This is a genomic window from Bradyrhizobium australiense (assembly GCF_013114825.1).
Lineage (GTDB): Bacteria > Pseudomonadota > Alphaproteobacteria > Rhizobiales > Xanthobacteraceae > Bradyrhizobium > Bradyrhizobium australiense.
In genome coordinates this window covers 329,868-350,751 of record NZ_JAAVLX010000007.1, presented here as the reverse complement: position 1 = coordinate 350,751, position 20,884 = coordinate 329,868, and the positions used below count along the sequence as shown (strand labels likewise).

The 20,884-nt window shown below is 63.9% G+C and carries 20 protein-coding genes and 1 pseudogene; 14 read left to right on the top strand and 7 right to left on the bottom strand.

From position 1 onward, the window contains the following. The first annotated feature begins 23 nt into the window (after window positions 1–23). The 7 genes and pseudogenes from HCN58_RS22205 (at window position 24) to HCN58_RS22175 (ending at window position 7,093) form a co-directional block, all read left to right on the top strand. Window positions 24–614, top strand: a complete 591-nt coding sequence (locus HCN58_RS22205; RefSeq protein ID WP_171581518.1) for a glutathione S-transferase family protein — start codon at window positions 24–26, stop codon at window positions 612–614. Window positions 615–631: 17 nt separating this feature from the next. Continuing rightward, complete coding sequence (locus HCN58_RS22200; protein WP_171581517.1) at window positions 632–1,102, top strand: GNAT family N-acetyltransferase; 471 nt, start codon at window positions 632–634, stop codon at window positions 1,100–1,102. Window positions 1,103–1,332: 230 nt separating this feature from the next. Next, the gene (locus tag HCN58_RS22195; RefSeq protein WP_171581516.1) at window positions 1,333–1,527 is read left to right on the top strand and encodes a hypothetical protein; all 195 of its coding nucleotides are present in this window, start codon (window positions 1,333–1,335) and stop codon (window positions 1,525–1,527) included. A 79-nt stretch (window positions 1,528–1,606) separates the two neighbouring features. Beyond that, window positions 1,607–2,779, top strand: a complete 1,173-nt coding sequence (locus HCN58_RS22190; protein WP_171581515.1) for a phosphoserine transaminase — start codon at window positions 1,607–1,609, stop codon at window positions 2,777–2,779. Between the two features lie 165 nt (window positions 2,780–2,944). Further along, window positions 2,945–4,534, top strand: a complete 1,590-nt coding sequence (gene serA, locus HCN58_RS22185; RefSeq protein WP_171581514.1) for a phosphoglycerate dehydrogenase — start codon at window positions 2,945–2,947, stop codon at window positions 4,532–4,534. A 264-nt stretch (window positions 4,535–4,798) separates the two neighbouring features. Beyond that, window positions 4,799–5,257: pseudogene (locus HCN58_RS22180) on the top strand (methyl-accepting chemotaxis protein); the annotation flags it as partial. Between the two features lie 168 nt (window positions 5,258–5,425). Then, window positions 5,426–7,093, top strand: coding sequence for a mucoidy inhibitor MuiA family protein (locus HCN58_RS22175; protein ID WP_171581513.1), 1,668 nt, complete (start codon window positions 5,426–5,428; stop codon window positions 7,091–7,093). A gap of 146 nt (window positions 7,094–7,239) precedes the next feature. Here HCN58_RS22175 and HCN58_RS22170 read toward each other — a convergent pair whose 3' ends face one another. Beyond that, entirely contained in the window at window positions 7,240–8,478 is a 1,239-nt protein-coding gene (locus tag HCN58_RS22170) for a DUF763 domain-containing protein (protein WP_171581512.1), read from the bottom strand. 56 nt (window positions 8,479–8,534) lie between these two features. Continuing rightward, entirely contained in the window at window positions 8,535–9,104 is a 570-nt protein-coding gene (locus HCN58_RS22165; RefSeq protein ID WP_171581511.1) for an alpha-ketoglutarate-dependent dioxygenase AlkB, read from the bottom strand. A gap of 298 nt (window positions 9,105–9,402) precedes the next feature. On the opposite strand from HCN58_RS22165, the gene HCN58_RS22160 reads away from it, so the two are divergent. After that, window positions 9,403–10,266, top strand: coding sequence for a hypothetical protein (locus HCN58_RS22160; RefSeq protein ID WP_171581510.1), 864 nt, complete (start codon window positions 9,403–9,405; stop codon window positions 10,264–10,266). A gap of 169 nt (window positions 10,267–10,435) precedes the next feature. On the opposite strand, the gene HCN58_RS22155 is transcribed toward HCN58_RS22160, so the two are convergent. From HCN58_RS22155 to hemP, 5 genes are all read right to left on the bottom strand, one after another. Next, window positions 10,436–11,788, bottom strand: coding sequence for an esterase-like activity of phytase family protein (locus HCN58_RS22155; RefSeq protein WP_171581509.1), 1,353 nt, complete (start codon window positions 11,786–11,788; stop codon window positions 10,436–10,438). A gap of 108 nt (window positions 11,789–11,896) precedes the next feature. After that, a complete protein-coding gene (locus HCN58_RS22150) occupies window positions 11,897–12,703 on the bottom strand; it encodes a heme ABC transporter ATP-binding protein (RefSeq protein ID WP_171581508.1) in 807 nt (268 codons plus the stop codon). Further along, on the bottom strand, window positions 12,700–13,791 hold the full coding sequence (locus HCN58_RS22145; RefSeq protein WP_171581507.1) for a FecCD family ABC transporter permease: 1,092 nt from the start codon (window positions 13,789–13,791) through the stop codon (window positions 12,700–12,702). Before HCN58_RS22145 ends, HCN58_RS22150 begins: the two co-directional genes overlap by 4 nt. Next, a complete protein-coding gene (locus tag HCN58_RS22140) occupies window positions 13,788–14,741 on the bottom strand; it encodes a heme/hemin ABC transporter substrate-binding protein (RefSeq protein WP_171581506.1) in 954 nt (317 codons plus the stop codon). Before HCN58_RS22140 ends, HCN58_RS22145 begins: the two co-directional genes overlap by 4 nt. A 19-nt stretch (window positions 14,742–14,760) precedes the next feature. Beyond that, window positions 14,761–14,967 (bottom strand): hemin uptake protein HemP, encoded by a 207-nt coding sequence (gene hemP, locus HCN58_RS22135; protein ID WP_171581505.1) that lies wholly within the window; start codon window positions 14,965–14,967, stop codon window positions 14,761–14,763. Between the two features lie 261 nt (window positions 14,968–15,228). On the opposite strand from hemP, the gene HCN58_RS22130 reads away from it, so the two are divergent. The 6 genes from HCN58_RS22130 to HCN58_RS22105 all read left to right on the top strand — a co-directional run bounded on the left by HCN58_RS22130 (window position 15,229) and on the right by HCN58_RS22105 (window position 20,689). Then, window positions 15,229–17,580, top strand: a complete 2,352-nt coding sequence (locus HCN58_RS22130; RefSeq protein WP_171581504.1) for a TonB-dependent hemoglobin/transferrin/lactoferrin family receptor — start codon at window positions 15,229–15,231, stop codon at window positions 17,578–17,580. 133 nt (window positions 17,581–17,713) lie between these two features. Then, entirely contained in the window at window positions 17,714–18,049 is a 336-nt protein-coding gene (gene hmuQ, locus HCN58_RS22125) for a heme-degrading protein HmuQ (protein ID WP_171581503.1), read from the top strand. Between the two features lie 13 nt (window positions 18,050–18,062). Beyond that, window positions 18,063–18,578 carry a heme utilization cystosolic carrier protein HutX gene (hutX, locus tag HCN58_RS22120; protein WP_171581502.1) on the top strand — a complete coding sequence of 172 codons (516 nt, stop codon included), beginning with the start codon at window positions 18,063–18,065 and terminating at the stop codon, window positions 18,576–18,578. Between the two features lie 55 nt (window positions 18,579–18,633). Beyond that, on the top strand, window positions 18,634–19,395 hold the full coding sequence (gene exbB, locus HCN58_RS22115) for a tonB-system energizer ExbB (protein WP_171581838.1): 762 nt from the start codon (window positions 18,634–18,636) through the stop codon (window positions 19,393–19,395). Window positions 19,396–19,412: 17 nt separating this feature from the next. Then, the gene (exbD, locus tag HCN58_RS22110; protein ID WP_171581501.1) at window positions 19,413–19,856 is read left to right on the top strand and encodes a TonB system transport protein ExbD; all 444 of its coding nucleotides are present in this window, start codon (window positions 19,413–19,415) and stop codon (window positions 19,854–19,856) included. A gap of 5 nt (window positions 19,857–19,861) precedes the next feature. Then, a complete protein-coding gene (locus tag HCN58_RS22105) occupies window positions 19,862–20,689 on the top strand; it encodes a TonB family protein (RefSeq protein ID WP_171581500.1) in 828 nt (275 codons plus the stop codon). Window positions 20,690–20,884 lie beyond the last annotated feature (195 nt).

The window sequence follows — 20,884 nt, the reverse complement described above, 5'->3', positions numbered from 1 at the left end:
TGGCGCCGTCACGAGGACGGCGCATGAAGGTCTACGGCGATACCAATTCCGGCAACTGCCTGAAGGTGAAGTGGGTATGCGATCAACTCGCGCTGCCCTACACCTGGATAGCGGTCGATACGCTCAAGGGCGAGACGCGGACGGCGGAATTCCTGAAGCTCAATGGTGCTGGCCAGGTGCCGACGATCGAACTCGACGACGGCCGCACGCTGGCGCAATCCAACGCCATCATCCGCTATCTCGCCCGCGGTTCGCATCTCATTCCAAGCGATGCGTTCGCGGCAGCGAAGATGGACGAATGGCTGTTCTGGGAACAATACAGTCACGAGCCCTACATCGCCGTTTGCCGCTTCCAGATGTTCTACCTGAAGAAGTCGGCCTCTGATCTCGACCCCGACAAGGTCAAGCGCGGCTATGCGGCGCTGGCGCGGATGGAGCACCAGCTTGCGCTGACGCCGTTCCTGGTCGGCAATACCGTCACGCTCGCCGACATATCGCTATTGGGCTATACCCGCGTGGCGCACGAAGGCGGCTTCCATCTCGACGGCTACGCCGCGGTGCGCCGCTGGATCAGCGAGATCGAAAAATTCCTCGCCCTCCCGCCGGCGCGCTGACTTCACCGGAATGCATCATGACTGAGATTGCGAAGGTCACCATCCGCGCCGCGCGCCGCGAGGACGTCGGCACCATCATCGCCATGCTGGCGGACGATCCACTCGGCGGCGCGCGTGAGCGGATCGAAGATCCGCTGCCGCAATCCTATTTCACGGCCTTTGAAAGGCTGCAGCACGATCCGAACGTCCTTCTCGTCGTCGCCGAGGACGGCGAGGGCACTGTGGTCGGTTGCCTGCAGTTATGCATTCTGCCGGGGCTGAGCTCGCAGGGCGCTTCGCGCGGCCTGATTGAGGATGTTCGCGTCGCCAAACACCGTCGCAGCCGGGGCATCGGCGAGCAGATGGTGCAGTGGGCGGTTGCGGAAGCGCGCGCCAGGGGCTGCAAGTTGGTCGAACTGCTGACGCATCACACCCGCGTCGATGCGCAGCGGTTCTACGAGCGGCTCGGCTTTGCGCGCAGCCATGTCGGCATGACCGTGCGATTTTGATCGCTATAGCGTTTTCAAGCGAAGTGGAATCCGGTTCGCGTAAAGAAAACGCGTAAAAAGTCAGCCAACTGCGGTTGAAGCGCGTTTGCGACGAATGCCTGAGGTAGTCGTCACTGTGCGATCCGGTTAACAACCGGTAAACTACGCGTGCGTCCGTGATTTTACGGACAGGAACGTCTCCGCTATGCCGGCGTCTCCCAAGGGGCTTGGGTAGAGCTTGGGGATTTCCAATGAAAAAATATTCGATCGTCCGGATCGGAAGTGAATATGTCGTGCAGGCCGGGAAGACCAGCATTTTGAAGGTCTCAAGCCGGCGGGAGGCGGCCAAGCTGGTCACCGATGCAGCCGAACTTCTGCAGCAGGAGCTGGCTCCCTGCGCGGACGAGCCCACATCAACCGAGCGTGAGGCGCCCGAAGTTCCTTGACGATCGGGCCCGATTCCCCTAATGACCGCGGCGGGACACCTCCCCCCAACGGGAGGCTTACTATCTGGAAGGATAGATCATGACCGTAGCGAAGCCCGCTTCGCGGCCGAACGTGCCGCATTTTTCCTCCGGCCCCTGTGCCAAGCGCCCCGGCTGGAATCCCCAAAATCTCAAGGACGCTGCCCTCGGCCGTTCGCATCGCGCGAAGATCGGCAAGAACAAGCTCAAGCTCGCGATCGAGCTGACGCGCGAGGTGCTTGAAGTTCCCGCCGACTACAAGATCGGCATCGTGCCGGCGTCCGATACCGGCGCGGTCGAAATGGCGCTGTGGTCGCTGCTCGGCGCGCGCCCCGTCACCACGATCGCCTGGGAATCCTTCGGCGAGGGCTGGGTCAGCGACATCGTCAAGGAATTAAAGCTGAAGGACGTCACCAAGCTGCACGCCGGCTATGGCGATCTTCCTGATTTGAGGAAGGCCGATCCGGCGTCCGATATTGTCTTCACCTGGAACGGCACCACCTCGGGCGTCCGCGTGCCCAATGCCGACTGGATCAGCGCGACGCGTGAAGGCCTCACGATCTGCGACGCGACGTCGGCCGCATTCGCGCAGCCGCTCGATTTCGCAAAACTCGATGTGGTCACGTTCTCCTGGCAGAAGGCGCTGGGCGGCGAGGCCGCGCACGGCATGCTGATCCTCTCACCGCGCGCGGTGGAGCGGCTCGAGACCTACAAGCCGGCCTGGCCGCTGCCGAAGATTTTCCGCCTCACCAAGAGCGGCAAGCTCAACCAGGGCATCTTCGAGGGCGAGACTATCAACACGCCGTCGATGCTGTGCGTCGAGGACTATCTCGATGCGTTGAACTGGGCGAAATCGATCGGCGGCCTGAAAGCCCTGATCGCACGCGCCGACGCCAACACCAAGGTGCTGTCGGACTGGAAGGCGAAGACGCCGTGGATCGACTTCCTGGCCAAGGATCCGTCGATCCGTTCCAACACCTCGGTATGCCTGAAGTTCATCGATCCCGCGATCACCTCGCTGACAGTGGATGCGCAGGCCGAGTTCTCGAAGAAGCTGGTTGCGCTGGTCGAGAAGGAAGCCGCCGGTTACGACTTCGCCTATTACCGCGATGCGCCCGCGGGCCTGAGGGTCTGGTGCGGCGCCACGGTAGAAGCCTCCGACGTCGCGCTGCTGACGCAGTGGATTGACTGGGCCTTTGCCGAGGCCAAGGCGGCGTTGCCGAAGGCGGCTTGATGCTTGATCCTCCCCTGAGGGGGAGGGTCGACGCACCGTAGGTGCGGCGGGTGGGGTGAAAGTCCCTCAATCCGGCGCACAGCGAATTTCAAATCGACAGCTTCACCCCACCCCGGCGCCACGCGCCGACCCTCCCCCTCCAGGGGAGGGTGAAGGAACATTCAAATGACCAAACCCAGAGTTCTCATTTCCGACGCGCTATCTCCCGCTGCCGTGCAGATCTTCAAAGACCGCGGCGTCGAGGTCGACTTCCAGCCCAATCTCGGCAAGGACAAGGACAAGCTCGCCGAGATCATCGGCAATTACGATGGACTTGCGATCCGCTCCGCGACCAAGGCTACCGCCAAGATCATCGACAAGGCCAAGAATCTGAAGGTGATCGGCCGCGCCGGCATTGGCGTCGATAATGTCGAGATTCCCGCGGCCACCGCCAAGGGCATCATCGTGATGAACACGCCGTTTGGCAATTCGATCACCACCGCCGAACACGCGATCACGCTGATGCTGGCGCTGGCGCGCGAAATTCCCCAGGCCGACGCCTCGACCCAGGCCGGCAAGTGGGAGAAGAACCGCTTCATGGGCGTCGAGATCACCGGCAAGACGTTAGGGGTGATCGGCTGCGGCAATATCGGCTCGATCGCCGCCGACCGCGCCCTCGGCCTGAAAATGAAGGTGGTCGCGTTCGATCCCTTCCTGTCGCCGGAGCGCGCCAAGGACATCGGAGTCGAGAAGGTCGAACTCGATGAGCTGCTCAAGCGCGCAGATTTCATCACGCTGCACACGCCGCTGACGGAGAAGACCAGGAACATCATCGACGCGGCGGCGATTGCGAAAATGAAGAAGGGCGTGCGCATCATCAACTGCGCGCGCGGCGGCTTGGTCGACGAGCAGGCGTTGCTCGACGCGCTGAATTCCAAGCATGTCGCCGGCGCAGCCTTCGACGTCTTCGTCGAGGAGCCCGCCACCAAGAACGTTCTGTTCGGCCATCCCAACGTGATCTGCACGCCGCATCTCGGTGCCTCCACCACGGAAGCGCAGGAGAACGTCGCCCTGCAGGTCGCCGAGCAGATGTCGGACTATCTTCTGACCGGCGCGATCTCGAACGCGGTGAATTTTCCGTCGATCACCGCGGAAGAGGCCCCGAAGCTGAAGCCCTTCATCGAGCTCGCCGAAAAGCTCGGCTCGTTTGCGGGCCAGCTCACCGAGAGCGGCATCCTGAAAGTCCAGATCACTTATGAGGGCAATGTCGCCGAGATGAAGATCAAGGCGATCACCTCAGCGGTGCTGTCGGGCCTACTGCGGCCGATGCTGGGCGAGGTCAACGTGGTCTCGGCGCCCGTCGTCGCCAAAGAGCGCGGCATGGTGGTCGACGAGATCGTGCGCGCGGCGCAGAGCGACTATGAGAGCCTGATCACGGTGACCGTCGTCACCGAACGGCAGGAACGCTCGGTGTCCGGCACCGTCTATCACGACGGCAAGCCGCGGCTGGTCGACATCAAGGGCATTCGGGTCGATGCCGAGTTCGGCAAGTCGATGATCTATGTCACCAACGAGGACAAGCCCGGCTTCATCGGCAGCTTCGCCAGCCTGCTCGGCGACGCCAAGATCAACATCGCCACCTTCCATCTCGGCCGCGTCAAGCAGGGCGGCGACGCCATTGCGCTGGTCGAGATCGACGGCCCCGTGCCGGCCGAAGTGCTTGCCAAGGTGCAGGCGCTGCCGCAGGTGAAGCAGGCCAAGGCGCTGGCGTTCTAAAAAGCATCGCGCAGACGCCTGAGCGAACCTCGACGGTCAAGTCGAGGATCGCCCCGGCGCGTCAAGCTCGCGCGCGTATGATGCCGCACTGTTCTGCTAACGTGCATATTCCCGTAGTTTTACGTTGTTAGGATTTTAGCCAAAACTTGCAAGCCGGTGGTCTACCCGGAACGGTGTATTTTGACCGTTTAGACCATCCATCATGCGGCTTCTCTCATTGCGTTTGACCCACGACGAGATGAAAAAGCGGAATGCAGAGTCGTCGCTGGCATCGAAAAAGCCGTCATTGCGGATGCCGCCAACGCCGAACTGGAGCAGATTGCGGTGGTGGCGTCCGAAGTCAAGGCGCTGGCCGAACAGATGGCGAAGGCGACGGGTGATATCGGCCGGCAGATCGCGGGCATTCAGATTGCCACCGACCGTTCCGTGACCGCCATCAAGGAGATCAGCGGCACGATCGAGAAGCTCTCGGAGATTTCCTCGACCATTGCCGCCGCGGTGAAAGAACAGGGCGCGGCGAGGCAGGAAACTTCCCCCAACGTCCAGCAGGCCGCGCTCGGCACAACGGAGATCAGCGCCCATATTGCTGACGTCCGGCAGGGCGCCTGCGAAACCGGGTCGGCCTCGACCCAGGTGCTCTCGGCGGCGCAGTCGCTGTCCGGCGACAGCAATCGCCTCAAGCTCGAGGTCGGCAAATTGCTGAATTCAGTGTGGGCCGCCTGACGGCCACGGGTACTGGGACTGCCTCCGCTTGCCGTTGCTACGGTCCCATCGCGCCGTAGCCGCGTCATTCCTGCATCGAACCGGTTCCCCTCTCGCCGCGTCTCATGACCGGGAGTGGTGGGCGGCTTTTCCGCGTCGCTATCCGGCGAACGGTTCAGGAGGGTATCCATGCGATTGATTGCGAACAGTTTTTTGACGACAAGCCTCATCGTTCTGACGACGATGGCCGCTATGCCGGCGCGGGCCGCCGACATGGACGCGAGCTCGGCGGTGGATACCGTCATCGTCTATCCCGATGGCGCCAGCGTGACGCGCCTCGTCACGCTCGATCTGCCGGCCGGCGAGAATTCCGCTGTGCTCAAGGATTTTCCGCTCACGCTCGACCCAACCTCGCTGCGGGTCGAGGGTGAGGCCGGCGCAAAGCTCACGATCGGCGCGATCGACGCTAAGCCGCCGCGTGCGGCCCCGCCGGTCAATCTGCCCGAACTCGACAAGCGGATCGAGGCGCTGAAGGACGAGCGGGTCAACCTGCAGGGCGCGATCGATGCGGCTACCGCGCGGCGCAAATTCGCCGAGCGATTTGCGGATACCGCCCCCGCAGGGATCGGCGGTAAGGGCGAGGCGCGGCCGATATCCGAATGGCGTGCGGCCTTTGCCGCGGTCGGCGAGGAAGTCGCTAGCACTGAAGCCGCTATCCGCGATGCCGAGCGCAAGCAGCGCGACCTCGACCGCGAAATCGCGCGGCTCGAACAGGACAAGGCGCAGAAGCCGCCGAGCAAGCTGGAAGTCCGGATTGAGCTCGCTGCGGCGGCGGCGACCAAGGCGACGCTGCGGGTGACCTATGCGGTGCGCAGTGCGCGCTGGACGCCGCTCTATGACATCAGGCTCGATACCGGCGCGAAAGATCGCAAACCCGCGCTCGAACTGGTGCGCCGCGCCGAAATCACGCAGGCCACCGGCGAGGACTGGTCCAACGTCGCGCTCAGCGTCTCGACCGTGCGCACGGCGCGCGGCGGCAGCGCGCCCGAACTCAATTCGCTGATCGTGCAATATCCGCAACTGCCGCGGCCTCAGGCGTCCGTCAGCGGCGCGATGGACAGCAACAGGATGCTATTGCGCGCGGCACCGGCTCCGGCATCCAAGATGGCGGAATCGGTCGCCGAGCGCGCCGAGGAGCAGCAGGCCATGGCTGATGTCAGCGGCTTCCAGGTGGTGTTCAAGATTCCCGGCCGCGTCAGCCTGGGTGCCAGCGAAGGCGCCAAGAGCCTGCGTGTCTCTAGCGCGACCATTGCGCCCGATCTTGCGGTACGCGCCGTGCCGGTGAAGGACCCGACCGCATTTCTCGAAGCGAGCTTCAAGCAGAACGAGGACGCGCCGCTGCTGCCTGGCCGGGCCTCGATCTACCGCGACGGCGTATTCGTCGGCCGCGGGCAGATGGCCGCTGCGGCCAAGGACGAGACCGTGCGGCTCGGCTTCGGCGCCGACGACAAGATCAAGATCGAACGCGCGGTTCTCAAGCGCAACGAGGGATCGGCCGGCCTGATCGTGACGACGTCGAAGACCGACGAGCGCGCGTTCAAGACGACCGTGCGCAACGGCCACGATTTCCCGCTTCGGATCGCGATCGAGGATCAGTTGCCGGTCAGCGAGAACGAGGAAATCCAGGTCGAAATGCTGTCGTCGACGACGCCACCGACCGCAAGCAACGTCCGCGACAGGCGCGGCGTGCTGGAATGGGCGTTCGAGGCCAAGCCGGGCGAGGTGAGGGACATCAACTTCACCTGGCGGATGCGCTGGCCCAAGGACAAGGGCGTGGTGATGGTCCCGGCGGGGTGAGGTTAGAAAGTAGCTCGCATTTTCTCGTCATGCCCCGCGAAGGCGGGCATCCAGTAACCCGCGGCGTCAGAATGTATGCACGATAGCGCCGCGGCGTACTGGATCGCCCGCCTTCGCGGGCGATGACGGCTGAACTGGAAGGCGATCTACTTGGCCTCGCCAGCCTTCAGCTCCGCTTCCCATCCAAATACCGAGCGGCCGTCGAGACCCGGCGAAGCCGCGCGTTCACCGGCGATGAACGTGCCGAGCGACGGCCCCTCCGCAGAACCTTCGAGCCGGCGCGACTGGTCATCGAGCCGCTTCAACGCCTGCATTTCCTCGTCGCGTCCGAGTTTTGCATTCTGCACCGCCGATTTCAGCACGCGAATGGTCTCGTCATAGACCTTGATCGGGACGGGATAGGGATGGCGGTCCTTGCCGCCATGTGCCAGCGAGAAGCGCGCCGGGTCGCTGAACCGGTACGGCGCGCCGTGGACGACTTCCGCGACCATCGCCAGTGAACGCACCGTTCGCAGGCCGACGCCAGGCGTCAGCAGCAATTCCGGAAAATCGACCGGCCCGCGTTCGGCGGCGGCCGCGAGCGTGCCGTGCAGGCGCCGGCTGAACACATCGCTCGATCTGACATCGTGATGCGCCGGCATCACCAGATGCGGCAACAAGGCTTGGGCCGGCTCCTTCCGCTCGATGACCGCCAGTTCATTGACGATGCGATCCGGCCCCAGCTCGCTCAGCAGTTCCAGCTGCGCCGTGCGCGACCGCCCGGCGCGGTGATCGGTGAGGTTGACGATCTCGCCCTGCGCCGGGCCGTCGATCGCGCTATGCGGTTCGTCGACAAAACTGGCGAGCTGTTCGGAGTGCCAGTGATAACGCCGCGCCTGCCGCTTATCGCCGTTCATGCCCTGCTGCACGACGGTCCATTTACCGTCATCGGTAACGAAAAAGCCGTGAAGATAGAGATCAAAACCGTCCTGCACGGCGGCGCTGTCGACCTTGGCAACGAGACGGCTGGCGCGGACCAATTGGGGCGCGTCGAAGCCGGTGCGTTCGCCGAGGAGGCGAAGCTCGTCGGGCGTCTTTCGCGAGTGCTGGCCGCGGCCGCCGCAGACGTGAATGCCAAGCTCAGTCTCCAGTGGCTTGAGCCCGCGCTTCAGCGCGCCGATGACGCTGGTGGTGATGCCGGACGAATGCCAGTCCATTCCCATCACGGCGCCGAACGACTGAAACCAGAACGGATGCGACAGCCGCCTTAGGAATTCGTCGCGGCCGTAATGATGCACGATCGCCTCGGTGATGATCGCGCCGAGCGAGGACATGCGTACCCCGAGCCAGGCGGGTACGCGCCCGCCATGCAGGGGTAAGTCGGCACTGCCGGTACGTCTTGCCATTGGCTCCTGCGATTCTGAACGGAATTCCAGTCTAGCAGAGCTGAAAACCGGCGCCGCTAGCTCTTTCTGTCAGCCATCGTACGGAAGGTGATCGAGTAACGCGGCGCCTCAACGGCGGGAATGCTGTGTTCCCAAATCCGTCGGGATTCGCCCGACATCATATAAAGCGAGCGCGGTGCGGTCTTGAGCGTATAGCGCTGCCATTTTTCGCCGACCTCGCGCCGGAAGCGGAACTTGCACGGCGATCCCAGCGAGAGGCCGAAAATCCGGTCAAAGTGCGGCTTGTCCCGGTGCCAGCCGATTCCGACGCCGACTTCGTATTCGGTGCAGAGAACCTGCGCGATTTGCGTCGACGGCCCGCCATATGCCTCCACCTTTTCGATCAGTGGATCGAGCCATCGCGGAATCGGCTCCGCCGGCCGCAATCGCTGCAGCGTGTAATCGTAGCGGAGCCCGAACGACGCCACCCGGCGCTTGCCTTCAAACGCGCCGAACTGGAACGGCTGCAGCGGTAACGCCGAGACCTGTCCAATGAGCTCGTGCTCAAGCACGGGCGAGATGAATTCGGCCGCGTATTGCAGGCCACCGGGCCGATCTTCGGGAAATAGTGCGAGCTGTCCGGTCAACCTTGCTTCCAGTGCTTTGGGTTTGCACCGAATATGGGGAGGCGAGCGCGGCGGGCAAAGTGTCGACGGGTGGGCATTGCGCTTTCAGCGAGCAAAGGATCTCTGCTGCGCCGCGTCGATTGCATCTTTTTCCTGTCAACGGGAGGAACTTTGCCAATGCCGACCGATTGTCGGTTGAGAAATGGCGGCGGGGCACATGGAGGAAACCATGCATGGTCTCATCTATCTCGTCGGCCTCATCGTCGTGATCCTGGCGATCCTGTCCTTCTTCGGCCTTCGCTAGCGCATGGAGGGGTCGATGGAAAACGTCTCTCCCGCGGTGCGTAGCGATATCGCGCCGCGTCTCCTGCAGTGGTCGCCAATCGTGCTCGGCGCGTTTGCGGCGACGGCGCTATCGTCCGTGCTGCTGACGTTTGGCGCCACGATTGGTCTCGGCGTAACATCGACCGCGCCGACCTGGCGCGATGCGTCCGCGGCGCTTGCGATCCTGTCGGGTATCTACCTCATCCTGCAGGCCATCGTGAGCTTCGGCCTTGGCGGCTATGTCGCCGGCCGCGTTCGCACCGCGACCGGTGCGGCAGCCGTGGAGGACACCGAACGGGCAGACGGCGTCCATGGTCTGGGCGTCTGGTCGCTCGCCGTTATCCTGGGAGTGCTGCTCGCCGCCCTGGTCAGCGTGGCCACGATCAGCCGGACGCCCTCGATGCGCAGTTCTGCGCAGGCCAGTACGGCGGAGCCACTGTTGAGCTATGAGCTGGACCGGCTGTTTCGCGCCGGCCGCCGCGCAGCAAATGTCGATATTAGCGCGGAGCGGGCCGAAGCCGGGCGCATCCTGCTCACCACGTCGAGCCACAGCGGCCTCAGCGCAGACGACCGCACCTATCTGATTCAGCAAGTCGGGACGCTCACGGGCCTTTCCGCAGCCGACGCCGAGCGGCGGGTCGATAGCGTCGTCGCCAGCGCCAAGAGCGCAATTACGAAATCACGGCGAAGCAGCATCATTCTGGCCTTCTCGGTCGCGACCGCCATCCTGCTCGGCGCCGTGGCCGCCTGGGCCGCAGCTTGCGCCGGCGGACGGCATCGCGATGGTGCGCCGCTGCCGGAGTGGATGTCACGATCCGATGCGATCGGGCGGCGCGAGACGGTGATGCGGCAGCGCTGATTTCTCCCTCAATCCTCGCTCTTCGCGGGTCTCTTCTCCCTCTCCCCGTTCTTACGGGGAGAGGGCAGGGGGTGAGGGGCTATCTCCAAGAACGGGAAAAGGCAGTGATTACGCGGAAGCAGCCCTCACCCAGACCCTCTCCCCGCGAAAGGCGGGAGAGGGAGATGACCTACTTCGCCTTCAGAAACTCGGCCACCTCCAGCAGCACGAACTCGTTGTCGTCAGCCTTGTTGGGATCGCGGCTCGACGAGAACGGCAAATTGTTGTCGTTGCCGACGACGATATGCGCTTCATCGACGCGGTCGACGTTCTCGATGGTGAAGAACGGAAAGGTCAGCACGCCGTCGTTGAGCGGCTTGCGCGCCTTGTTGTCGGGATCCTTGATCTTCATCAGGTCGATATAGGCGATCTTGCGCACCGGCTTGCCGACATTGGCGTCGGAGAGTTCGACCTTGTAGACGCGCTTGAATTTTGCGAGGTCCGCAAAACAGTTCTCGCCGCGCTGGCCGGCCGGACAGGCCTTGTCCGCGGTGCCTTCGCTATTGTCGCGCTCAATGATCAGGCCGCTAGTGGCGTCGATCATATTGAAGTCACCGATGGCGTTGCCGTTCTGCTCGAACACATATTGCCAGTAACGGCCGGTAAACTTCTCCGCGGCAACGTCGAATTCGAGAATCCGCGAGGCTTCCTTGCCGTCAACCTTTTCAAAATCCTTCTTCTCGGCGTCCCACAGCGGGCCCTCGAGCAGGCCGTAGAGGAATTTGCCGTCCTTCGAGGCGGCAAATCCTTCATATCCCTTGGAGCGGCGCAGATTGACCGTGGTGTAGGTCGCGCCCGGCGCTGCCGGCGACTGCACCGACCAATGATCGGGCGAGCGCACCGGCTTGCCGTCGGCGGTGGTTTCGAACACGGCCAGGATCTTGCCCATCCTGTCGGCCTTCAGCACATAGGGCCCGAACTCGTCGCCGATCCAGAAGGTGTCGCCGATGATCTGAAAGCCTTCGGTGTCGAAGTCGGCGCCGGTGAGATAGCGTTTTGCGGTGTCCTCATGCAGGATGCGGAACGGCACTTTTTTGTCGGGATCGTGCAGGAACAGCGTTTCCTGCCGCTCGATCTTGCCGCTCGCCCAGTCGATCTTGTGCCGGTTGAGGTAGAGCATCGAATCGGCCGAGTTGTAACGCGAGCCCATGCCGTTGTCGGTGAGAACCCAGAACGAACCGTCCGGCATCACCTTGATGCCGGAATGGCCCTGCAGCGGCTGGCCCTTGAACGGCAGCGACACGCCGGTCGGCCGTTCGTAGGATTTGCCCATCACGGTGCCCACAGCGTCGACGCGGCGGCCGGTGGTGTATTTGCCCGATGTTTTGAGATCGTCAGGCGCATCAGCGGGCGCGTCGATGAAGGTCTGCGCCGGCAGCACGGCGTGACCCTTCAGTGTGGCGGGAAACTCGCCTTCACCTTGGGCGAAGGCAGCGCCGGCCAGAAACATGGACGCGACGGCGCAGAGCAATGACACGCGCATGGCGGATCTCCTGTAGATGATGATGCGGAGTGTCTTGCGCAGCGGCTGTTACAGTTAGCTGACAGTTCCGTGAAGAACATGTAACGCCGTTGGATAATAGTTGCGGCGTTATGCCGTGGGCGCGCCGGCGGGCCGCATGGTTTGCGGCAACAGGAACGGGACTCCCTGATCGGTGTAGTCGATCTTCACATCTACCTCAAAAATCCGGCGGATGGTCTCGGCCGTGATCGCCTCGCTGCGGCCGCCATCGACGGCGAGCCGGCCGCGATGCAAGAGCACGATGCGGTCGGCGAACCGCATGGCGAGATTGAGGTCGTGCAGCACGGCGATGACAGCCGTGCCGTTCTGCCCGCGCCGCTTCGCCGTTTCTACAAGGTCGATCTGGTGGCGCATGTCGAGGCTCGAGGTCGGCTCGTCCAGCAGCAAGAGGCCCGGCCCATGCTGCGCCTCGCCGCAGGCGAGCTGCACCAGCACGCGGGCGAAATGCGCGCGCTGCTGTTCGCCGCCCGAAAGCGTCGGCAGTTGCCGGTGACTGAAATGCGCCAGATCGACCTCGCCGAGTGCCGCATCGACCAGCCGCTGCGCGGCGGCGCGGCCGGCATCGCCCGCACCCATATGGACGATTTCTTCGACCGTGAAGGGGAAGGTGACGTTGACATGCTGCGACAGCATCGCCCGGTGAAACGCGAGTTGGCGCGGCGGATAGGTGCGAATGTTGCGCTGCTTCAGTTTGATCTGGCCGCGCGTCGGGCGGAGATCACCGGACAATATGCGCAGCAGCGTCGATTTGCCGGCGCCGTTGGGGCCGACGATCGCGACCATTTCGCTGGGGGCGACACGCAGATCAATGCCGTCGACCAGCGTGGCGCCGCCAACGACCATCGAGACCGACTGCGCTTCGAGAATGGCAGTCATTGCGAAACGAGCCCGCGCTGGCGCAACAGCATGCCTAAGAAGAACGGCGCGCCGATCGCCGCGGTCAGGATACCGATCGGCATTTCCGCGGGCGCCACGATGGTGCGGGCCAGCGTATCGGCACCCACCAGCAGCACCGCGCCCAGCAGCATGGAAGCGGGCAGCAGCAACCGGTGCGCCGGCCCGATCACCAGCCGTAGCAAATGCGGCACCACGATGCCGATAAAGCCGACGACGCCACAGACCGAGACCGCCACGCCCGTCATCGCCGACACCAGCACGATCGAAATCCGCTTTAAGCGTTCGACATCGACGCCGCTATGGAACGCCTCGGCCTCGCCGAGCACCAGCACGTCGAGCCCACGCGCGATCGAGAGGCAGGCGATCGCAGCGATCGCGAGCACCGGCGCCAGCGTGGCGAGCTTGGGCCAGGTCGCGCCGCTCAGCGACCCCAGCATCCAAAACGTGATGTCGCGCAACTGGCGATCGTCGGCGATGAACACGAGGAGCCCGATACCGGCATTGGCGATTGCGGCGATGGCAATGCCGGCCAGCAGGAAAATCGCGATTGATGTTCGCCCCGAGCGGCTCGCGATCGAATAAAGGATGACGGTGGTCGCCAGCGAACCGAGGAAGGCCGCGATCGGCAGCAATTGATGCTGCATGAAGCGGAGGTTCTGGCCGATCTGGCTGTCGGTGAAGACAATAGCAGCCGCTGCCGCCAGCGCGCCGCCGGAGGAAACGCCCACCAGTGCGGGGTCGGCGAGTGGATTGCGAAACAGCCCCTGCATGATGGCGCCCGATGCCGCGAGCAGTGCGCCGACCATCGCCGCCGCGCCGATCCGCGGAATACGGATCGACCACAGCACAAGCTGGTCGCGCGCGAGGCTAGGACCGGCCGCGGCGTCGCCCGACAGGCCGAGCGCGGCCGGCAGCCGTGCCAGCGGAATTCCGGCGGCGCCCACCGTCAATGCGATCAGCGCAGCGCCGGCCAGCGCCGCGAACAGGCAGATGAGGGTCAGCGAGGCGGGAGGGCGCAACGCGTATCCGCTGCGGCGCTTGGCGCTGCCATCGGTCAGGACGGTCATGTCCGGCAATCGGCGGTGAGTGCCGCAGGCTTGAATTTCTCGGCCTGCGGTGCCAGCGCCGGATAAAGCTTGATCGAGAGATCGCGGGCGGCGGCCGCCGTGCGTGGCCCGAAGCCGAGCAGATAGAGACCTTCCATGGAGACGAAGGTCTTGTTGGCTGCGACAGGGGTCAGGGCAAAGGCTGGGTGAAGATATACCGTCTCCGCATCCAGCGAATCCTTGCTGCGCTGGATCGAGAGCACCACATCGGGCTTTGCGGCGACAATCGCCTCGTCGTTGATGATCTTGTAGCCTTCGTAGCCGTCGATGGCGTTGACGCCGCCGGCAAGCGCAATGATCTCGTTCGCCGCGGTGTTCTTTCCGGCGGCCATCGCCCGGCCGTTCAGCAGCGACATCACGAACATCACGCGCAGCGGCTTCGTGACCTTGGCGCGCAGCTCGCGCAGTTGCGCCAGATCGTCCGACACCGCAGCGGTCAGGCATTCGCCGCGCTTGTCCGCGCCCATGGCATGCCCGACCAACCTGATCTTGTCGAGCAGGCCTGCTTCCGAAAATGTTTCGGGCACCAGCACCAGCGGCACCTTGGCGGCTTCCAGCACGTCCATGGTTTCCTTAGGTCCGGACCCTTGCGCCGCGAGCACCAGCGAGGGGTTGAGCCCGAGCACGCCCTCGGCCGAAAGTTGGCGCATGTAGCCGACATTCGGCTTGTCGCGCAGCGCCGCGGCCGGATAGAGGCTGGTCGAGTCGACGCCAACGAGGCGGTCCTCGAAACCGAGCGCATAGAGAATTTCCGTGATCGCGCCGCCGATCGAGACGATCCGCGCGGGGTCTGTGATCGTGACGTCGCGGTTACGCGCGTCATGCACCGTAATGCCTGCAGCGAGCGCGACGTTGCCGAGCAGGAAGCAGCCCACGGCAGCCGACACTACGAGCGTGCGACAAACTGTCATTGCCTGTTCACCTGATCGGTCACTTGGTCAGGATCAGCTTGTTCTGCGACGTCAGCCGCAGGCGATAATGCTCCTCGCCATGCGCGATGATGATTTCACGCTCGGTGGCAAACAGTTCGCGGCTGTCGATCCGATTGCCACTGATGGCAAGCGATCTGGCGGCAGAAGCGGGATTGCCGGCTTGCGCCCGGTCGTTTCCGAACTTGTCTCCTGTTGTTGCGGACATATCGTTTGTGGCGCCCCGAGAAGTTCCGTCGATGTCATGTTTGTACAATTGCGACGCGCCGCAATCCAACCGCGGCAATTTACAATTGATATAAAGTGCCTGATGCGGTCCTTGACCGCCCGGAACCCGCCACGTAACCAAGCGTGATGCGATGCAGGTGTGATGCTTGCATCCCGAATGTGGCAGCCAGCAAGCAGCTCGCAAGTTACGCGCAGCGCCCGCCAGCCAGACCCAAAGAGCAGATATCGGGGTTGGGGTTGTATGGCTGACGGGGCTAGGATTTCGCGCGCCCTCTTGTTGGGCGCGTCGGTGTTTTCGATTGCATTGCTGGTCGGGGAAGCCGGCCACGCGCAGACGGCGGATACGCAGGCCGCTGCGTCTTCGCCTGAGCAGAAGAAGCAAGCGCGGCGCAAGCCTGCAAAGCCGCAAGCGGACCAGCAGGCCGCCGCGCCTGTGATGAACGCGCGCGCGCAGATTGGGACCGGGCCGGTGCAATCGCTCGACACGATTACGGTGGCGGCGTCGAAGACCGAGGAGCGCGCGATCGACGCGCTGGCGCCGGTCAGCGCGGTGACGCTGGAGCAGATCCAGGGCCTGCAGCCGAACCGGTTGTCCGATATCTTCTACAATGTGCCCGGCGTATCATTCCAGGAGCGCGGAGACGATCCCTCGACCGTCATCAACATTCGCGGCCTGCAGGATTTCGGCCGCGTTGCCGTCGTCGTCGATGGCGCGCGGCAGAACTATCAGCGCACCGGCCACAATGCCAACGGCTCGTTCTTCCTCGAGCCCGAGCTGGTCGGCGGCGTCGATGTGGTGCGCGGGCCGACTGCGAACATCTACGGCTCGGGCGCGATCGGCGGCGTGGTCTCGTTCCGCACCAAGGACATCGACGACGTCGTGCGTCCTGGCGAGCGCTGGGGCGTCGACATGACCGGCTCCTACGGCACCAACAAGGATCGCGGGCTTGGCTCGATCTTCGGCGGCGTGCGCGCCGATCCCAATGCCGATATCTTCGGCGGCGCGGTCTACCGTACGCAGGGCAATTACAAGGACGGCAACGGCACCGAGATCGGCAACACCGGCAACGAGATCGCCGCCGGCCTGATGAAGCTTACCGTGCGGCCAGCCGACGGCCACGAGATCAAGCTGGGCGGCATTTTCCAGGATTATCAGTACAGCATCGGCCAGTTCAATCGCGGGCCGGTGCTGACCCCGGCGCAGCGCGCACTGTTTCAGGGCTCGTCGGTCTACGCGTCGGACGCCAAGAACTACACGGGGACGCTGACCTGGAAATACAGCAAGCCCGATGACAATCTGTGGGACTGGAATATGTCCCTTTACGGCAACCGGACCGATAACGACCAGGTTAAGACCTATCACAACAGCACCGCTGGGGTGGCCCTTTGTGGCCCTGGCAGCGCCGGTAATAACATTTCGGGCTGCGTCGGCGATCGGCGCGGCTATGTGCTTGATACGCTGGGGATCGACGTCAACAACACGACGCGGTTCAATGTCGGCGACTGGCGCAACGCGGTCACGCTAGGCGTCGATGCGTTCCAGGATGACGTGAGGACGAGCGACAGCCGCGGCAATTCGAACATCACGACGCCGAGCGGCTTGCGCACCGTCTCTGGCGGATTCGCGCAGTTGAAACAGAACTACTCGACCTGGCTCGAAGTCGTCAGCGCGCTCCGCTACGACCGCTACGATCTGCATTCGCCGATGGTGGCGACCGGGGGCGGCGGTGACCGCTTCTCGCCCAAGATCACCATTGGTGTGACGCCGGTGGCTGGCTTCACGCCCTATGTCAGCTATGCCGAAGGCTATCGCGCGCCCTCGATCACGGAGACGCTGGTCTCCGGTGCGCATGCGACCGGCGGCGGTCCCGCATTCTTCCCCTGCCCGGACGGCACCGTGGGATTGTTCTGCTTCCTGCCCAATCCGAACCTGCGGCCGGAGGTCGGCAAGAACAAGGAGGCCGGTCTCAACCTGAAATATGACGGTATTTTTGCCGCCAACGACAGCTTCCGCGGCAAGTTCAACGTCTTCCGCAACGACGTCGATGGGTATATCGACCTCGTCGCCTCGCCGCCCGTCGCGACGATGTTCGGCTCGTTCAGTCAGTACTACCAGTACCAGAACATTACGCATGCCCGGATCGAAGGCGTTGAAGCCGAGACGATGTACGATGCGGGCCTGTGGTATGTCGGCGTCGCCGGCCACCTGATCCGCGGCAAGAACGTCGCGACCAATATCGGGCTCGCGACCATCACGCCGCGCAAGATCACCACAACCGGCGGCGTGCGGCTGCTCGACCGCAGGCTGATCCTGGCCGCGCAGTGGTCCTCGTTCGGCGCCAACAACGACGTGCCCGTCGGCTATCTGCCCGCGACCGGATATGAGCTGGTCAATCTTTACCTGACCTGGAATGCGACCAAGGACATTGTCTTCTCGGCGTCGATCGACAATCTCTTGAACCAGTACTATCGGCCCTACGCGATCCCCGGCAACTCCACCGACGGCACGACGCAGAACGACGTGTTGTGGTCGAGCCCCGGACCGGGCAGGGTCTACAAAGCCGGCTTGAAGATTCACTTTGGCGGAGCATAGTTCGACGAATTGAACCCAATAAGGTTGCACCGAGCCGCGCTGATGCTCCAGCGCGGCTTCGGTGCATCCATGTTTCCAACCAACTCAAACGGTACGCTAGGCGCACCCCAGCAACCCAGCAAGGAGATTTCAAATGTTTATCGCTATGAACAGGTTCCAGGTGAAGATTGGCTCGGAAACGGCCTTCGAGACCGTGTGGCGCACGCGCGAGTCCTATCTCAGCAACATGGCCGGATTCGTCGAGTTTCACCTGCTGAAGGGTCCCGTGGCCGAGGATCACACGCTGTATTCGTCGCATACGGTCTGGGCGGACAAGGCGGCTTTTGAAGCCTGGACCCGTTCGGAAGAGTTCCGCCGCGCGCATGCCCGCGCCGACAACAAGACCGGCGAAAGCCTCTACCTCGGCCATCCCAAATTCGAAGGCTTTGAGGTGATCATGAGCGAGCGCAAATCCAGCGCCGCCGCGTGACGGGGAGGCGACGATGCTGAGCACGGACCTTGCCGACCTCAAGGGCTATATGGCCGAGAATCCGGGCGCGGTGATCGAGGACGTGGCGCGGGAGCGGCAGGTCTCGCCGCGCGCCGTGCTCGATGCGCTCCCCGGCACGATGGTGCGCTTCGGTCATGGCGAAGAATTCGCCGCCGCGATGAACGACATCGCGCAATGGGGCGAGGTGACGCTGATCGTCCACACAGACGATGCGATCTTCGAATTCACCGGCGCCGTCCCGGCGGGCGAGGTCGGCCGCGGCTACTTCAACCTGATGCAGCCGAAGGGATTGCACGGTCATCTCCGGCACGAACGCTGCGCGGCAATTGCCTTCGTCGAACGCCCCTTCATGGGCAAATCGTCGGCGTTCATCGCGTTCATCAACGTTGACGGCGGCATCATGTTCAAGGTGTTCGTCGGCCGCGACGAGCAGCGCGCGCTGCGCGACGACCAGTTGCAGCGATTTCATGCGTTGGCGGAAAGGATCGCGCCCGGCCGCGCGGCGTAGCCGATCCGTATTGTCAGCTCGGGAGACGATCATGCAGCGAAGAGTGCTGAACGTTATGATCCGTTGCTGTGGCGCCGCCGGCGTGGCCGCGATGCCGGGGTCGGCGCTCGCCGCCACCGACGTCGCGCTGTTGCCGCGCAACCTTTCGCCCTGGAACATGTTCGTGAGTGCGGACGTCGTGGTGCAGGCGGTCATGATCGGGCTAGCCTTCGCCTCGCTCGTAACGTGGACGATCTGGCTGGCCAAGACCATCGAAATCCGCCGCAAGACGGTGACTGCCAGGCGGCGACTGAGTCTGTTGGAAACCGATACCGTGCTGGCCAAAGCCGAGCAGGAAACCCGCGGCGGCAACGATGCTGTGGCGCAGATCATCCAGTCTGCCGCGCGCGAGGCCAGCCTTTCCGGCGGTCATTTCGACGACGGCCTCAAGGAGCGCGTCGCGCTGCGGCTGGAGCGGGTCGAGGCGGCAATGTCCAGGCAGATCGCGCGCGGCACCGGCGTACTCGCGACCATCGGCGCCACCGCGCCGTTCGTCGGCCTGTTCGGAACGGTCTGGGGCATCATGAATTCCTTCATCGGCATTTCCGAAGCCAAGACCACCAATCTCGCCGTGGTGGCGCCCGGCATTGCGGAGGCGTTGCTGGCGACCGCGCTCGGTCTCGTCGCGGCGATCCCAGCGGTCGTGATCTACAACCATCTCACCCGCACGATTGCAGCCCATCGTGCGCTGCTCGGCGATGCCTCGGCGCTGGTGCTGCTCTTGATCAGCCGCGAGGGCGACCGCGGCGCGTTCCGGCTGGCGCGCGCCGCCGAGTGAGCGAGGGAGGGTGAGCGATGGGCGTAAAGCTCGGTCAGGCAGTCGGCGGACGGGCGCGCGGCGGCAGCGACGATCTTGTCGAGGCGCACGAGATCAATGTGACGCCGTTCATCGACGTGATGCTGGTGCTCTTGATCATCTTCATGGTCGCCGCCCCGCTTGCAACCGTCGATCTCGGCGTCGATCTGCCGGCGAGCGCGGTCGAGCCATCGCCGCGTCCGGACAAGCCGGTGTTCGTCACCGTGAAGCCGGACCTGTCGGTTGCGGTGAGCGAGGACGTCATCGCGCGCGATGCGCTGACCTCCACGCTCGATAGCATCACGCAGGGGAAAAAGGACGAGCGTATCTTTCTGCGAGCCGACAAGGCGGTCAGCTATGGCGACCTGATGGAGGTGATGAACCTCTTGCGCAACGCCGGCTATCTCAAGATCGCGCTGGTCGGCCTTGACGGCCGAAGCTGAGCACCATGAACGCGTTCGTGCTGCACGATGCTTCCGACCATGCCGTCGTCAGGCGCTGGGGAGTTTCGGCCTTCGCGATCGTGGCGGCACATGCGGTGCTGATTGCATTGGCGGTGAACTGGGCGACGCAGCGGCCGGTGCCCGGCGTCTCGTTGCCCGTGATCATGATCGACATGGCGCCGGTTTCCTCCGCGCCGCAGCCGACGCAAATGGATCTCGCGCCGGGCCCGGTGATGCAGCAGGCCGATGCTTCGCCGCCGCCGGAAACTGCGCAGCAGGAGGTCGTGCAAGAACAGATCGCGCCGACACCGCCGCAGGAAAAGCCCGAGATTGTCGCGCCGCCGGAGCAGAAGACCGAGCCGACTCCGCCGAAGCCGGCCAAAGTCGAGCACGAGAAAAAACCGTCACCGGTAAAGCCGAAGGTGGTTCGCGCGGATGCGAAGAAACCGAGCGACGCGCCGCCTGCGCCGCGTACGACGGCTTCGCCCAAGGCCGAGCGCCAGGAGCAGGCGGCATCCGCCGCCAGCGCCGGCGCGTCGGCGGCAGCCCTTGCTTCCTACCGGCAGATGGTCGCCGCGCATCTGCAGCGCTTCAAGCAATACCCGCCCGCCGCCAAAGCCGCAGGCCAGCAGGGCACCGCGCGGGTCAATTTCACGCTTAGCCGCAACGGCGCGGTGCTTTCCGCAAGCCTCGGCGGCTCGTCCGGTCATTCGGCGCTGGATGCCGAAACGCTCGCCATGGTCCGCCGCGCCCAGCCGTTTCCTGCCTTTCCTGCTGACGTGAAGCAGTCCTCGATGCCCTTCAGCGCGCCGGTGGCGTTCTATATCCGATAGAGCATGATCGCGCCGCGAGCGGACTGTTGCTCCCGCTTGCGGGGAAGGGCTGGGGTGGGGGTGCCGCCGCGAGTCATGCTGTTCGTGTGAAGAGAGTTTCTCCACCCGCATCGCATCTCTCGATGCGATGCGACCTAAGGGCGGGGTTCGCTCATCTCGACCCCGCAAGCCGGAGAGGTGAAGCTGTGTGCGGAA